Raw genomic sequence first — 13,409 nt, 5'->3', positions numbered from 1 at the left:
AGAATTCCATATGGATTCTGCTGGGTGCCGTTGATCGCCGGTAGTATCAGTGTCGTAGACGGAGTCTTCGGTGTCCCTCATCCACCGAAGACTCCGTCTCCTTATTTGGAGCGCCGGGGCGCTCGAGTTCGCTGTGCTTGTTGGAGCGCTGGCGCGCTCGAGTTCGCGCCCCCTTGTGTCCCGTCGATCAGGCACCGTTGCTTGCTCCTTCGTCGCCTGCGCAACGGCACCTGATCGACGGGACGGGCGCGAACCGCCGACTGCGTCGGCGGACCCTCCTCGAGGTCGGGTCGTGCGTGGTTGCGTTTCATGGCTGCGGCGGGCGGGGAAAAACCTGTCGCCGCCTCCCCTTAGGATTGGGACGTGACCGCCACAGCCTCTGACAACTCGCGTAATCGTGCCGATGCCCTGCCCAAGAGCTGGAACCCCGGCGAGGTAGAGGCCGACCTGTACGAGGGCTGGGTAGACGCCGGGTACTTCGCCGCCGACGCGTCCTCGGACAAGCCGCCGTACTCGATCGTGCTGCCGCCGCCGAACGTCACCGGCACCCTGCACATGGGCCACGCGCTCGACCACACGATCATGGACCTGCTCACCCGCCGCAAGCGGATGCAGGGCTACGAGGTGCTGTGGCTGCCGGGCATGGACCACGCCGGTATCGCCACCCAGACGGTGGTGGAGAAGCAGCTCGCCGTCGACGGCAAGACCAAAGAGGACTTCGGTCGCGAGCTGTTCATCGACAAGGTGTGGGACTGGAAGCGTGAGTCCGGTGGGCAGATCCAGTGGCAGATGCGTCGCCTCGGCGACGGCGTCGACTGGAGCCGCGACCGCTTCACCATGGACGACGGTCTCTCGCGCGCGGTGCAGACGATCTTCAAGCGCCTCTACGACACGGGCCTGATCTACCGCGCCGAGCGCCTGGTGAACTGGTCGCCGGTGCTGCAGACCGGTATCTCCGATCTCGAGGTGGACCACAAGGAGGTCGACGGCGAGCTCGTGAGCATGCGGTTCGGCTCGATGAACGACGACGAGCCGCACGTGATCGTGGCCACCACCCGCGTGGAGACGATGCTCGGCGACACCGCCGTCGCGGTCCACCCGGACGACGCGCGCTACAAGGCGCTGATCGGCACCACGCTCTACCACCCGATCACCGGGCGCCAGATCCCGATCGTGGCCGACGACTACGTCGACCCCGAATTCGGTTCCGGCGCAGTGAAGATCACCCCCGCGCACGACCCCAACGACTTCGAACTCGGTCTGCGCCACGGCCTGCCGATGCCGACGATCATGGACAAGGCAGGCCGGATCGCCGACAGCGGCACCGAATTCGACGGCATGGACCGGTTCGAAGCCCGCGTGAAGATCCGCGAGCGTCTCGAGGCCGAGGGCCGCATCGTCGGACGCAAGTTCCCCTACAAGCACCAGGTCGGTCACTCGGAGCGCTCCGGCGAGCCGATCGAACCGCGCCTGTCGATGCAGTGGTGGGTCAAGGTCGACACCCTGGCCAAGGCGGCCGGTGACGCCGTGCGCGAAGGCGACGTGAAGATCCACCCGGCCAGCCAGGAACCGCGCTGGTTCGACTGGGTCGACAACATGCACGACTGGTGCATCTCGCGTCAGCTGTGGTGGGGCCACCGCATCCCGATCTGGTACGGCCCCGAAGGCGAGATCGTGTGCCTCGGCCCCGGTGAGGAAGCGCCCGAGGGCTGGGTGCAGGACCCCGATGTGCTCGACACCTGGTTCTCCTCGGGTCTGTGGCCGTTCTCCACGATGGGCTGGCCCGACGCGACCCCTGAGCTGGCGAAGTTCTATCCGACCAGCGTGCTCGTCACCGGTTACGACATCCTGTTCTTCTGGGTGGCCCGGATGATGATGTTCGGCATGTCCGTCAGCGACGATCCCGCGATTACCGCGTCGCGGAGCGACTCCGTGGGGGGCGGTGGTCGGGCGACGGGTGGGCCCGCCGGTAAGGGTTCGCAGAAGCAGGTCCCGTTCGAAGACGTCTTCCTGCACGGCCTGATCCGTGATCAGCACGGCAAGAAGATGTCGAAGTCGCGCGGCAACGGCATCGACCCCCTCGACTGGATCGACTCCTACGGCGCCGACGCGCTGCGCTTCACCCTCGCGCGCGGTGCCCAGCCCGGCGGCGACCTGTCCGTCGGCGAGGCGCACGCGCTGGCCTCGCGCAGCTTCGTCACCAAGCTGTTCAACGCCACCAAGTTCGCGCTGATGAACGGCGCGCGCACGGGCGAACTGCCCCCGCGTGACACCCTCACCGACGCCGACCGGTGGATCATCGACCGGCTCGACGAGGTCCGCGCCGAAGTCGACACCGCCTTCGACGCCTACGAATTCGGCAAGGCCTGCGAGGCGCTCTACCACTTCGCGTGGGACGAACTCTGCGACTGGTACCTGGAACTGTCCAAGGTCCAGTTCGCCGAATCCGACGCCCGCGCCGACAGCACCGCGGTGGTGCTCGGCAGCGTGCTCGACGCGGTGCTTCGCCTGCTGCACCCGGTGATCCCGTTCGTCACCGAAACCCTGTGGAAGGCACTGACCGGCGGTGAATCGCTGGTGATCGCCGCGTGGCCGCAGGCCAGTGGCATCGCCACCGACGAACTCGCCGCCCAGCGCGTGGCCGACACACAGCGGTTGATCACCGAGATCCGCCGGTTCCGCGGCGACCAGGGTCTGGCCGACAAGCAGAAGGTGAAGGCCACCCTCGTCGGCATCGACGAGGCCGGGCTCAGCGGGTTCGCCGACTCGGTCGCCAACCTGGCCCGGCTCACCGAACCGGGCGAGGACTTCGCCACCACCGCCGAGGTGGAGGTGCGACTGTCGGGCGGCACCGTCACCGTGCAGCTCGACACCTCCGGCGCGATCGACCTCGACGCCGAAAGGCGCAGGCTGGAGAAGGATCTCGCGGCCGCGCAGAAGGATCTCGACACCACCACGGCCAAGCTCGGCAACGAGGCCTTCCTGGCCAAGGCGCCGCAGCCCGTCGTCGACAAGATCACCGCGCGTCGCGATGTGGCCACGGCCGAAGTGACCCGCATCGGCGCTCGCCTGGCGGAGCTGAGTGCCAAATGAGCGACCTGGGCCCCTTCGACATCGACCCCGAGGACATCGAGCCCGACAGCGGTGACTTCGGTGGCACCGGCTACGAGGAGGCCCGACCCGACACCGGGCCCTCGCCGGTCGACCTCGCCGAAATGGCCCTGGTGGAAGCCGAACTCGACAAGCGCTGGCCCGAAACCAAGATCGAGCCCTCGCTCACCAGGATCTCCACCCTGATGGACCTGCTCGGCAACCCGCAGAACAACTACCCGGCCATCCACGTCGCCGGCACCAACGGCAAGACCTCGGTGACCCGGATGATCGACGCCCTGCTCACCGCGCTGCACCGGCGCACCGGCCGGATCACCAGTCCGCACCTGCAGCTGGCGACCGAGCGGATCAGCATCGACAACCGGCCGATCAGCCCGGCCGACTACGTGGCGACCTACCACGAACTCGCCCCCTATATCGGCATGATCGACCAGCGTTCCGCCGAAAACGGCGGGCCCGCGATGAGCAAGTTCGAGGTGCTCACCGGCATGGCCTACGCGGCGTTCGCCGAGGCGCCGGTCGACGTGGCCGTGGTCGAAACCGGCATGGGTGGCACCTGGGACGCCACCAATGTGATCCAGGCGCAGGTCGCGGTGATCACCCCGATCGGCCTCGACCACACCGACTACCTCGGCCCCGACCTCGAGTCGATCGCCAAGGAGAAGGCCGGGATCATCAAGCGCGCCCCCGAGGCGCTGATCCCGACCGACACCGTCGCGGTGATCGCCGAGCAGGAGCCCGAGGTGATGGACGTGCTGCTGCGCAGGGCCGTCGCGGAGGACGCCGCGGTGGCGCGCGAGGGCGCGGAGTTCCGGCTGCTGGAACGGGCCGTCGCCGTCGGCGGACAGTTGCTGACGCTGCAGGGCCTCGGCGGGGTCTACGACGAGATCTTCCTGCCGCTGCACGGTGAGCACCAGGCCCGCAACGCCTCGCTCGCCTTGGCCGCGGTGGAGGCGTTCTTCGGGGCGGGCGCGGAACGTCAGCTCGATATCGATGCTGTGCGCACCGGTTTCGCGAGTGTGGCCAGCCCGGGGCGGATGGAACGGATGCGCAACGCGCCGACCATCTTCGTCGACGCCGCCCACAATCCGGCGGGTGCGCAGGCACTGGCGAAAACGCTCACCGGCGAGTTCGACTTCCGCAAGCTGGTCGGGGTGGTCGCGGTGCTCGCCGACAAGGACGCGGCCGGGATCCTCGACGCGCTCGAACCGGTCTTCGACGAAATCGTCGTCACCAGCAACGGTTCCCCGCGGGCCATGGATGTGGACGCACTGGCCGACCTGGCTGTGCAGCGGTTCGGCGACGAACGCGTGATCACCGCCGAGACGTTGCCCGACGCGCTGGAATCGGCGATCGCGCTGGCCGAGCAGGCCGGTGACGAGGGCGATGTGATCTCGGGTGCGGGCGTGATCGTCACCGGATCGGTCGTCACCGCCGGTGCGGCGCGCGCCCTGTTCGGAAAGGGTCCGGCGTGAGCGGTCAGCGACCGGAGGAGGAAGCGGAGCGTGACCACGGAGGTCGCCCGAGCACGCCGAATGGACACAGCATGAGTGAAGTGCCTCCTCCCGCGACCGATCCCTGGAAGGGGTTGCGCGGGGTCATGGCGGGGACGTTGGTTCTCGAGGCGATCGTGGTGTTGCTGGCGCTGCCGGTGGTCGCCGACGTCGGCGGCGGGGTCACGTGGTTCTCCGGGACCTACCTGGTGGTGCTCTCGCTGCTGATGATCTTGGGCGCGGGCGTGCAGCGGAAGTCGTGGGCTATCCCGTTCAACCTCGGTCTGCAGGTGCTGTTGCTGGCAGGCGCGTTGATCCACCTGTCGATCGGTGTGATCGCGGTGGTGTTCATCGCGGTGTGGGCGTTCATCCTCCTCCTGCGCGCAGACGTCCAGCGTCGGATGGACGCAGGTTTGCTCCCCAGCCAGCGAATGGGTACGAAGTCCTGACGGTTGCCGGGTACGCAGGTTTGCTCCCCAGTCAGCGAATGGGTACGAAGTCCTGACGGTTGCCGGGTACGCAGGCTTCAGCTAATGCGCGCGAGGCCTGCGCTCGAGGGCCCGATCGGCGTGCTGACACGGCCGACGCTAGGGTAAGCGCGTGACTGAGCAGACGTTGGTACTCATCAAGCCGGACGGTGTCTCCCGGGGCCTCACCGGCGAGATCCTCGCGCGGATCGAGCGCAAGGGCCTCACCTTCCAGGCCCTCGAACTGAAGAACGTGTCCCCGGAGCTCGCGGCCGAGCACTACGCCGAACACGCCGAGCGGCCCTTCTTCGGCTCGCTCATCGAATTCATCACCTCCGGCCCGGTCGTCGCGGCCGTGCTCGAGGGCCCGCGCGCGATCGCGGCGTTCCGTCAGCTCGCCGGTGGCACCGACCCGGTGGAGAAGGCCGTGCCCGGCACCATCCGCGGCGACTTCGGCCTGGAGACCCAGTTCAACCTGGTCCACGGCTCCGACTCGCCCGAGTCCGCCAAGCGCGAGATCGCCCTCTGGTTCCCCGAATTTCCCGCCTGATCCGTCGCGGTCAGCAAGTAGGTAGAAGGTAGTAGGACACCCGGTCAGGCGGTATCGAACTCCGCTCGACCGGGTCGCCCTCGCTCGCTGGATCCGCCGGGTGAAACGGCGGCCGTGAGCGGGGCACAGTTCGCGTGAGTTGCGCCGATGGCGATCCCCGCGCGAACCGTATGGGATACTGATGACGGATGTGTTCGACGCCGACCTGTCGCGCAGGTACGCGACGCGGCGGCGAACATGACCGGATGACACCGCGGTTGATGCCGATCATCGCTGCCACGCACGGACAACCCTGTTGCTGGGGTCGTCCGCACAGGCATGCTGGATGAGCGCTCGAAAGCGCGGTGCCACGCCGTACAGCCAGGCGCCGCGTGACCGGTTGGCCCGCCAGATGATCGATCGAGGTGCGACCGGACACGCGGGGCGAGACCAGATGACCCTCGTACCATCGGGTACGAGGTGCACGGACGATGCCCCCGCGTCGGCCGCGTCACTCCCGTACCGGGGAAGGACGCGCCCGGGGGCCCGAGGAGACTTCGTGGCCGAAAAAGAGCCGCTGGACACAACACAACAGGATGCCGATCAATTGCCGGAGCGAATTCGAGTTCATGCACTGGCCAAACGGTTGGGAGTGACCAGCAAACGCATCCTGGCCAAACTGGCCGAGCTGGGCGCCGAGGCGCGCAGTGTGCAATCGAATGTCGATCGCGCCGTCGCCGAGACGGTGCGCGACGCGATCGCCGCCGCTGACGCCGAACCCGGCGAACCTTCAGCACCCGCCCCCAGTACGCGCGCGAAGAAGCGCGCCACCCCCGTCGCCGAGCAGCCGGCCGACACCACCGCATCGCTTTTCTCCGCACCCCACGTCGCGGGCACCAACGAGGTGTTCGCCGCGATGCGCGAGGACGCGCACACCGACCTGTTCACCCACCGCCCCTCGGACGCCCCCGTGCAGGCCGAGCCGGTGACCTTCGAGGCACCCGCCTCGGTGGGCATGCCGCTGTTCGTGGCGCCGGACGCCACCGCCGCCGAGGAGACCCGCAAGCGCCGTCGCGCCGAGCGGACCCCCAAGCGCGAAGAGCCCGTCGAGGCGCCGGTCGAGGAGATCGAGGCCGAGGTCGAGGTCACCGAGGAATCGGCCGCCGACGCCGCCGATGACGACAACGACGCCGACGGCCAGCCCCGTCGCCGCCGTCGTGGCCGCCGTGGCCGTGGCCGCGGTCGTGGCGAGCAGTCCGCCGACGGCGAGGACAACGAGTCCGACGACGACGAGTCCGACGAGACCGAGCAGCAGGCCGAGCCGGTCGCCGCCGAGGCCGAGCAGGCCGACGACAGCGATTCCGACACCGACGACGAGGACGGCACCTCCGATGGCGCGAGCCGTCGCCGCCGTCGTCGTCGCCGTCGCAAGGTGGGCGGCGAGTCCGCCGATGCCGAGACCGCGACCGAAGACGATCCGCCGAACACCGTCGTGCACGAGCGCGAGCCCCGCAACAAGCGGCGCGAGCGTTCGAGCTCGAACAACAACCCCGACGAAGTGCAGGGCATCTCCGGCTCCACCCGCCTCGAGGCCAAGCGTCAGCGTCGCCGGGACGGTCGCGAGGCCGGGCGTCGTCGTCCGCCGATCCTGACCGAGTCGGAGTTCCTGGCTCGCCGCGAGGCGGTCGACCGGGTGATGGTCGTGCGCGAGAAGGCGTTCGATCCGGCCGAGCACGCGCCGGGCCACCAGACCACCACCCAGGTGGCGGTGCTGGAGGACAACATCCTCGTCGAGCACTTCGTGACCAGTTCCGGTCAGGCGTCGATGGTGGGCAATGTCTACCTCGGCAAGGTGCAGAACGTGCTGCCGAGCATGGAAGCCGCGTTCATCGACATCGGCCGTGGCCGCAACGGTGTTCTCTACGCCGGTGAGGTGAACTGGGAGGCCGCCGGTCTCGGTGGTCGCGAGCGCAAGATCGAGCAGGCGCTCAAGCCCGGCGATCAGGTGCTGGTGCAGGTGTCCAAGGACCCGGTGGGTCACAAGGGCGCCCGCCTGACCACCCAGATCTCCCTCGCGGGTCGCTTCCTGGTGTACGTGCCGGGTGGGACCTCGACCGGGATCAGCCGCAAGCTGCCCGATACCGAGCGCAAGCGGCTCAAGGAGATCCTGCGCGACATCGTTCCGTCCGATGCCGGCGTGATCATCCGGACCGCGTCGGAGGGTGTCAGCGAGCCCGAACTGGCTCGCGACGTCGAGCGACTGCAGGCCGCGTGGCGCACGATCGAAGAGGCCGCCGCCAAGGAGACCAACGCACCGAAGGCCCTCTACGAAGAGCCGGACATGCTGGTCAAGGTCATCCGCGACCTGTTCAACGAGGACTTCGCCAAGCTGGTCATCGAAGGCGACCGCGCGTGGAGCACCGTCGAGAACTACGTGCGCACCGTCGCCCCCGACCTGCTGGTGCGGGTCGACCGGCACGAGAACAACGGTGTCGACGTGTTCGACGCCTACCGCATCGACGAGCAGCTCGCCAAGGCCCTCGATCGCAAGGTGTGGTTGCCCTCGGGCGGCACCCTGGTGATCGACCGCACCGAGGCGATGACCGTCGTCGACGTCAACACCGGCAAGTTCACCGGCTCGGGCTCGTCGAACCTCGAGGAGACCGTCACCAAGAACAACTTGGAAGCGGCCGAGGAGATCGTGCGCCAGATGCGGCTGCGCGATATCGGCGGCATGATCGTGGTCGACTTCATCGACATGGTCCTCGAATCCAACCGTGACCTGGTGCTGCGTCGTCTCACCGAGGCACTCGGACGCGACCGCACCCGCCACCAGGTGTCGGAAGTCACCTCGCTGGGCCTGGTCCAGATGACCCGCAAGAAGCTGGGCACCGGGCTGGTCGAGGCGTTCTCCACCACCTGTGAGCACTGCCACGGTCGCGGCATCCTCGTGCACTCCTACCCGGTGGATTCCGGGTCGGGCGTCGAGGAACCGCGTTCGAAGGAGAGCGGTTCGCGCCGTCGGCGCGGCAAGGATCGCGACAAGCCCGCCGTCGCCGCTCCGGCGACCAACGGCACCGCACCGGCCGCCGAGCATCCCGAAGAGGAGATCGCGGTCAAGCGAGCTCATCCGGTGGTGCTGGCGATGGCCGGTCATCACGAGGACGACGAGCAGCCCACCGAGGTTGTCGAGGAGACGCCGGCAGAGCCGACGAGGTCGCGCTCACGGTCGCGTTCGCGCCGGTCGGGTCGTGGTTCCGCGGCCGCGAACACCGAGCCGAACACCGAGGGTCCGCTCACCGGGGTCATCGCCGGAGACGCCGAATCCGAGGAAGCGGTGACCGAGGACGCGGGGATCGCCGCGCTTGCGGTCGCTCCTGTTGTCCAGGAATCGGCATCCGCGCCCGCCGCGGTCACGCAGCAGCCCGAACCGGCTCCGGTCGCCGAGCCCGAATCGGCAGCAGGCGCCACCGAACCCGCACCGCGGGCACCTCGTAGGCGTCGTGTGGCCCGGTCGACCGCGGCACCCGCACCGGACAGCACGGGAGCCGTGTTCGTCCTGTCGGCCAGCGATCAGCCGCCCGCAGCGGCCGTCGTGGACTTCGCCGCCGAACCCGTCGTCGTCCCGGAACGTAAGCCGCGCCGTCGCGCGGTGGGTCGTCCCGCCGGCGCGCCCGCGGATTCGCAGTAGCTCGATGCTTGCCCCCGATTCGGCCCTTGACCGGCCGAATTGGGGGAGTGCATACCGCTCTGGTAACCTAGGTCGGTCGCTGCCCAGTGATTGAGCATCTGGCCGAACAGGCCGGGTGCGTACCGCAGGCAGCAAACGTTCTTCCCCCGCTCTGCGGGGATGAGCCCAGAAATACACGTCGCAGCTGCGGCGTGGACATGTGCAGCACCAATGTGAGTGGAGGAAGCCGACCGATGGCAGCGTACGCAATCGTCAAGACCGGCGGAAAGCAGTACAAGGTCGCGGTCGGTGACCTGGTGAAGGTCGAGAAGATCGAGGGTCCCGTCGGCACCGCCGTGGCGCTGACCCCGGTTCTCGTCGTCGACGGCGCCGATCTGACCACCGACGCCGACAAGCTGGCCAAGATCTCCGTGGCCGCTGAGGTCATCGACCAGACCAAGGGCCCGAAGATCCGGATCCACAAGTTCAAGAACAAGACCGGCTACCACAAGCGCCAGGGTCACCGTCAGCCGCTGACGGTCATCAAGGTCACCGGCATCAAGTAAGAATTTTCCCGAGGAGACGAAGCAATGGCACATAAGAAGGGCGCATCCAGCTCCCGGAACGGCCGCGATTCGAACGCCCAGCGCCTCGGCGTGAAGCGTTTCGGTGGCCAGAAGGTCAGCGCGGGCGAGATCCTGGTCCGTCAGCGTGGAACCCACTTCCACCCGGGCGTGAACGTCGGCCGTGGTGGCGACGACACGCTGTTCGCCCTCGAGGCGGGCGCGGTCGAGTTCGGCACCAAGCGTGGCCGCAAGACCGTGAACATCGTTGTACCGGAGCCGGTCCAGGCCTGACCGCCTGGAGCTTTCGCTCCCCACGGACACCAGAGCGGGTCAGGGTTTCCCTGACCCGCTCTGTCGTGTTCGCCCACCCTTACCGCAATCGACAAGTCAGAAGGAGGAGGATCAACCTCATGTCCAAATTCATCGACCGCGTCGTGCTGCATGTCAGTGCCGGTAGAGGTGGACACGGTTGCGCCTCGGTGCATCGTGAGAAGTTCAAGCCACTCGGTGGCCCCGACGGTGGCAACGGCGGCAGTGGCGGCGACGTGATCCTCGAGGTCGACGCCAACGTCCACACCCTGCTCGATTTCCACTTCCATCCCAACGCCAAGGCGGGCAACGGCAAGCCGGGCGAGGGCAGCAACCGCGAGGGCAAGAACGGCGCCGACCTGGTGCTGCAGGTTCCCGACGGCACCGTCGTCGTCGATGACGACGGCAAGGTGGTTTGCGACCTCGTCGGCGCGGGCAACCGGTTCATCATCGCCCGTGGTGGCCGTGGTGGCCTCGGCAATGCCTCGCTCGCGTCCAAGGCCCGCAAGGCGCCCGGTTTCGCGTTGCTCGGTGAAGAGGGCGACGTGGTCGATGTCGTCCTCGAACTGAAGTCGGTCGCCGACGTCGGGCTGGTCGGCTTCCCGTCCGCGGGCAAGTCGTCGCTGGTCTCGGTGCTGTCCGCGGCCAAGCCGAAGATCGCCGACTACCCGTTCACCACGCTGGTCCCGAACCTGGGCGTCGTGCTGTCGGGTGACACGACCTTCACCATCGCCGACGTGCCCGGCCTGATCCCCGGCGCCAGCGAAGGCCGCGGCCTGGGCCTTGACTTCCTGCGCCACATCGAACGCTGCGCGGTGCTCGCCCACGTCGTCGACTGCGCGACCCTCGAGCCGGGCCGCGACCCGGTCTCCGACGTCGACGCACTCGAAGCCGAGCTCGCCGCCTACAAGCCCGCGCTGTCCGGTGACGCCAGCCTCGGCGACCTGGCCGACCGCCCGCGCGTGGTCATCCTCAACAAGACCGACGTGCCCGACGCGGCCGAGCTGGCCGAGATGGTGTCGGCGGAGTTCGCCGAACGTGGCTGGCCGGTGTTCGAGATCTCCGCCGTGAGCCGCGCGGGCCTGCGCCCGTTGACGTTCGCGCTGGCCGACATGGTTCGCCAGTATCGCGAGGATCACCCCAAGGCCGCGCCCAAGCGCCCCATCATCCGCCCGATCGCGACCGACGAGACCGGTTTCAGTGTCATCGCCGATCCGGAGGAGGCCGACGGTTTCATCGTGCGTGGTACTCGCCCCGAGCGCTGGATCAAGCAGACCGACTTCAACAACGACGAGGCCGTGGGCTATCTGGCCGACCGGTTGGCTCGCCTCGGTGTCGAAGCCGAGCTGGTCAAGCAGGGTGCGCAGCCGGGTTGCCCGGTGACCATCGCCGGTGTCACCTTCGAATGGGAGCCGATGATCTCGGCCGGTGTCGACATGCAGCCGACCGGCCGCGGCACCGACCTGCGACTCGAGACCAACGACCGCATCGGCGCGGCCGAGCGCAAGCTCGCCTCGCAGGCGCGGCGTGGGCTGCTCGACGAAAACGGCGAACGCAAAGAGTGAGGTGTGTCGCGCCCGGCGAAATTCGCTGTCGGGCGCGGCTGTTGGATCGGCATACTGCGAGAGTTCTGAGTTGACTCGGTGATCGTGGTGCAGGGAGTTGAACGATGCAGGTGGGTTCAGAGCTGAGTCAGGGGCGCGCGGCGATCGTGTCGGCGCGGACCGTCGTGGTGAAGATCGGCTCGTCGGCATTGACCAGCCTCGAAGGTGGTCTCGACACCGCGCGCCTGGATCTGCTCGCCGACGCGGTCGAAGCGCGGATGCGCGCCGGTTCGGATGTGGTGGTCGTGTCCTCGGGCGCGATCGGCGCGGGACTCGCACCGCTCGGGCTCTCGAAGCGGCCCAAGGACCTGGCGACCAAGCAGGCCGCGGCCAGCGTCGGCCAGCTGGCTCTCGCGCACGCCTGGGGCACCTCGTTCGCCCGTTACGACCGCACCGTCGGTCAGATCCTGCTCTCCGCAGACGATTTCGCCCGGCGTGAGCATCACCGCAACGCTCAGCGGACGCTCGATCGGTTGCGGTCGCTCGGCGCGGTCGCGGTGGTGAACGAGAACGACACGGTCGCGACCGAGGAGATCCGGTTCGGTGACAACGATCGGCTCGCCGCGCTGGTGGCGCATCTGGTCGGCGCCGATGCGTTGATTCTGCTTTCCGATGTGGCGGGGCTCTACGACGGCGATCCGCGCAAGGGCGCGGCCAATTTCATTCCCGAGGTGCGGGGGAGCGCCGACCTCGACGGTGTGATCGCCGGCAGCGGTGGCGCGCTCGGCACCGGCGGGATGGCGTCGAAACTGTCCGCCGCGCGCCTGGCCGCCGACGCGGGCATCCCCGTGCTGCTGGCGTCCGCCGCCGACGCATCGGCCGCGCTCACCGATGGCACCGTGGGTACCGCGTTCGCCGCCCGCGCGGTCCGGCTGTCGGGGCGCAAGTTCTGGGTTCGCCATGCCGCCGACCCGCGCGGTGCGGTCGTGCTCGACGCGGGCGCGGTCGACGCTGTCGCGCAACGGCATTCGTTGCTCGCCGCCGGCGTGACCGGTATCCGGGGCCGCTTCTTCGGCGGCGACGTGGTCGACCTGGTCAGCCCTGACGATGAGGTGATCGCACGCGGTGTCATCGAATACGACAGCGCTGAACTCACTACCATGCTCGGTCGCTCCACCACGGACCTGCCCGAGACGATGCAGCGGCCGGTTATTCATGCGGATGATCTGGTGACGGTGTGAGATTTGGCGGTACGGCGTCGGCCGATCTGGGTTGGCGCAACCACGGCACCGCCGTCGTCGGCGAAATCAGCGGCGACCTCAACGCGGTGGCGGGTGAGTCGGTCGTTGAGGTCGTCGATATCGGGCTGCGGGATATCGATGCGGAGACCGGGGGCTGGTAGTCCAGGTGGGGGATGTTCGGGCAGGGCTTCGGGGTTTTGGTAGGTCCGGGCAAGTGGTGTGGCAGAGCTTCGGGGTTTGGGTGGTCCTGGGCAAGTGGTGTGGCGGGGCTGTGGCGGGGCTGTGGGGTTTGGGTGGTCCTGGGCCGGTGTGTGGCAGGGCTTCGGGGTTTGAGTTGTCCCGGGCCGGTTGTGTGGCAGGGCTTTCGGGGTTTGAGTAGTCCCAGAGGTTTGAGGCTGTGTTTGTTGGAGCGCTGGCGCGCTCGAGCGCGGCCCCCTTGGGGCCGCGAGTTAGCCGCCGTTGCTCGCGCTTCGCGCATG

Annotated in this window: 10 protein-coding genes; all 10 read left to right on the top strand. The window is 68.3% G+C overall.

Annotated elements, in window-relative coordinates:
• Positions 1-363: 363 nt before the first annotated feature.
• The 10 genes from ACFWUP_RS29130 to ACFWUP_RS29085 all read left to right on the top strand — a co-directional run bounded on the left by ACFWUP_RS29130 (position 364) and on the right by ACFWUP_RS29085 (position 13,091).
• On the top strand, positions 364-3,093 hold the full coding sequence (locus ACFWUP_RS29130) for a valine--tRNA ligase (RefSeq protein WP_379239178.1): 2,730 nt from the start codon (positions 364-366) through the stop codon (positions 3,091-3,093).
• 122 nt (positions 3,094-3,215) lie between these two features.
• Positions 3,216-4,586, top strand: a complete 1,371-nt coding sequence (locus ACFWUP_RS29125; protein ID WP_379239210.1) for a bifunctional folylpolyglutamate synthase/dihydrofolate synthase — start codon at positions 3,216-3,218, stop codon at positions 4,584-4,586.
• Between the two features lie 71 nt (positions 4,587-4,657).
• A complete protein-coding gene (locus ACFWUP_RS29120; RefSeq protein WP_379239177.1) occupies positions 4,658-5,053 on the top strand; it encodes a DUF4233 domain-containing protein in 396 nt (131 codons plus the stop codon).
• A 151-nt stretch (positions 5,054-5,204) separates the two neighbouring features.
• Complete coding sequence (gene ndk, locus ACFWUP_RS29115; RefSeq protein WP_379239176.1) at positions 5,205-5,621, top strand: nucleoside-diphosphate kinase; 417 nt, start codon at positions 5,205-5,207, stop codon at positions 5,619-5,621.
• Between the two features lie 538 nt (positions 5,622-6,159).
• Positions 6,160-9,291, top strand: coding sequence for a translation initiation factor IF-2 N-terminal domain-containing protein (locus tag ACFWUP_RS29110; protein ID WP_379239175.1), 3,132 nt, complete (start codon positions 6,160-6,162; stop codon positions 9,289-9,291).
• Between the two features lie 233 nt (positions 9,292-9,524).
• Positions 9,525-9,836 (top strand): 50S ribosomal protein L21, encoded by a 312-nt coding sequence (rplU, locus tag ACFWUP_RS29105; RefSeq protein WP_056821499.1) that lies wholly within the window; start codon positions 9,525-9,527, stop codon positions 9,834-9,836.
• A gap of 24 nt (positions 9,837-9,860) precedes the next feature.
• Positions 9,861-10,127 carry a 50S ribosomal protein L27 gene (gene rpmA, locus ACFWUP_RS29100; protein WP_056821498.1) on the top strand — a complete coding sequence of 89 codons (267 nt, stop codon included), beginning with the start codon at positions 9,861-9,863 and terminating at the stop codon, positions 10,125-10,127.
• A gap of 119 nt (positions 10,128-10,246) precedes the next feature.
• Positions 10,247-11,710, top strand: a complete 1,464-nt coding sequence (gene obgE / locus ACFWUP_RS29095) for a GTPase ObgE (RefSeq protein ID WP_379239174.1) — start codon at positions 10,247-10,249, stop codon at positions 11,708-11,710.
• A 104-nt stretch (positions 11,711-11,814) separates the two neighbouring features.
• Complete coding sequence (gene proB, locus ACFWUP_RS29090) at positions 11,815-12,930, top strand: glutamate 5-kinase (RefSeq protein WP_379239173.1); 1,116 nt, start codon at positions 11,815-11,817, stop codon at positions 12,928-12,930.
• The gene (locus ACFWUP_RS29085; RefSeq protein ID WP_379239172.1) at positions 12,927-13,091 is read left to right on the top strand and encodes a hypothetical protein; all 165 of its coding nucleotides are present in this window, start codon (positions 12,927-12,929) and stop codon (positions 13,089-13,091) included. Before proB ends, ACFWUP_RS29085 begins: the two co-directional genes overlap by 4 nt.
• Positions 13,092-13,409: the final 318 nt, after the last annotated feature.

This window comes from Nocardia sp. NPDC058658 (assembly GCF_042716665.1).
Taxonomy (GTDB): domain Bacteria; phylum Actinomycetota; class Actinomycetes; order Mycobacteriales; family Mycobacteriaceae; genus Nocardia.
This window is presented reverse-complemented; position numbering and strand designations above follow the sequence as displayed.

Excerpts from the sequence above, each read along its gene's own strand:
- ACFWUP_RS29125 (WP_379239210.1), top strand. The coding sequence starts at position 3,216 with ATGGCCCTGGTGGAAGCCGAACTCGACAAGCGCTGGCCCGAAACCAAG.
- ACFWUP_RS29120 (WP_379239177.1), top strand. The coding sequence starts at position 4,658 with ATGAGTGAAGTGCCTCCTCCCGCGACCGATCCCTGGAAGGGGTTGCGC.
- rplU (WP_056821499.1), top strand. The coding sequence starts at position 9,525 with ATGGCAGCGTACGCAATCGTCAAGACCGGCGGAAAGCAGTACAAGGTC.
- rpmA (WP_056821498.1), top strand. The coding sequence starts at position 9,861 with ATGGCACATAAGAAGGGCGCATCCAGCTCCCGGAACGGCCGCGATTCG.
- obgE (WP_379239174.1), top strand. The coding sequence starts at position 10,247 with ATGTCCAAATTCATCGACCGCGTCGTGCTGCATGTCAGTGCCGGTAGA.
- proB (WP_379239173.1), top strand. The coding sequence starts at position 11,815 with ATGCAGGTGGGTTCAGAGCTGAGTCAGGGGCGCGCGGCGATCGTGTCG.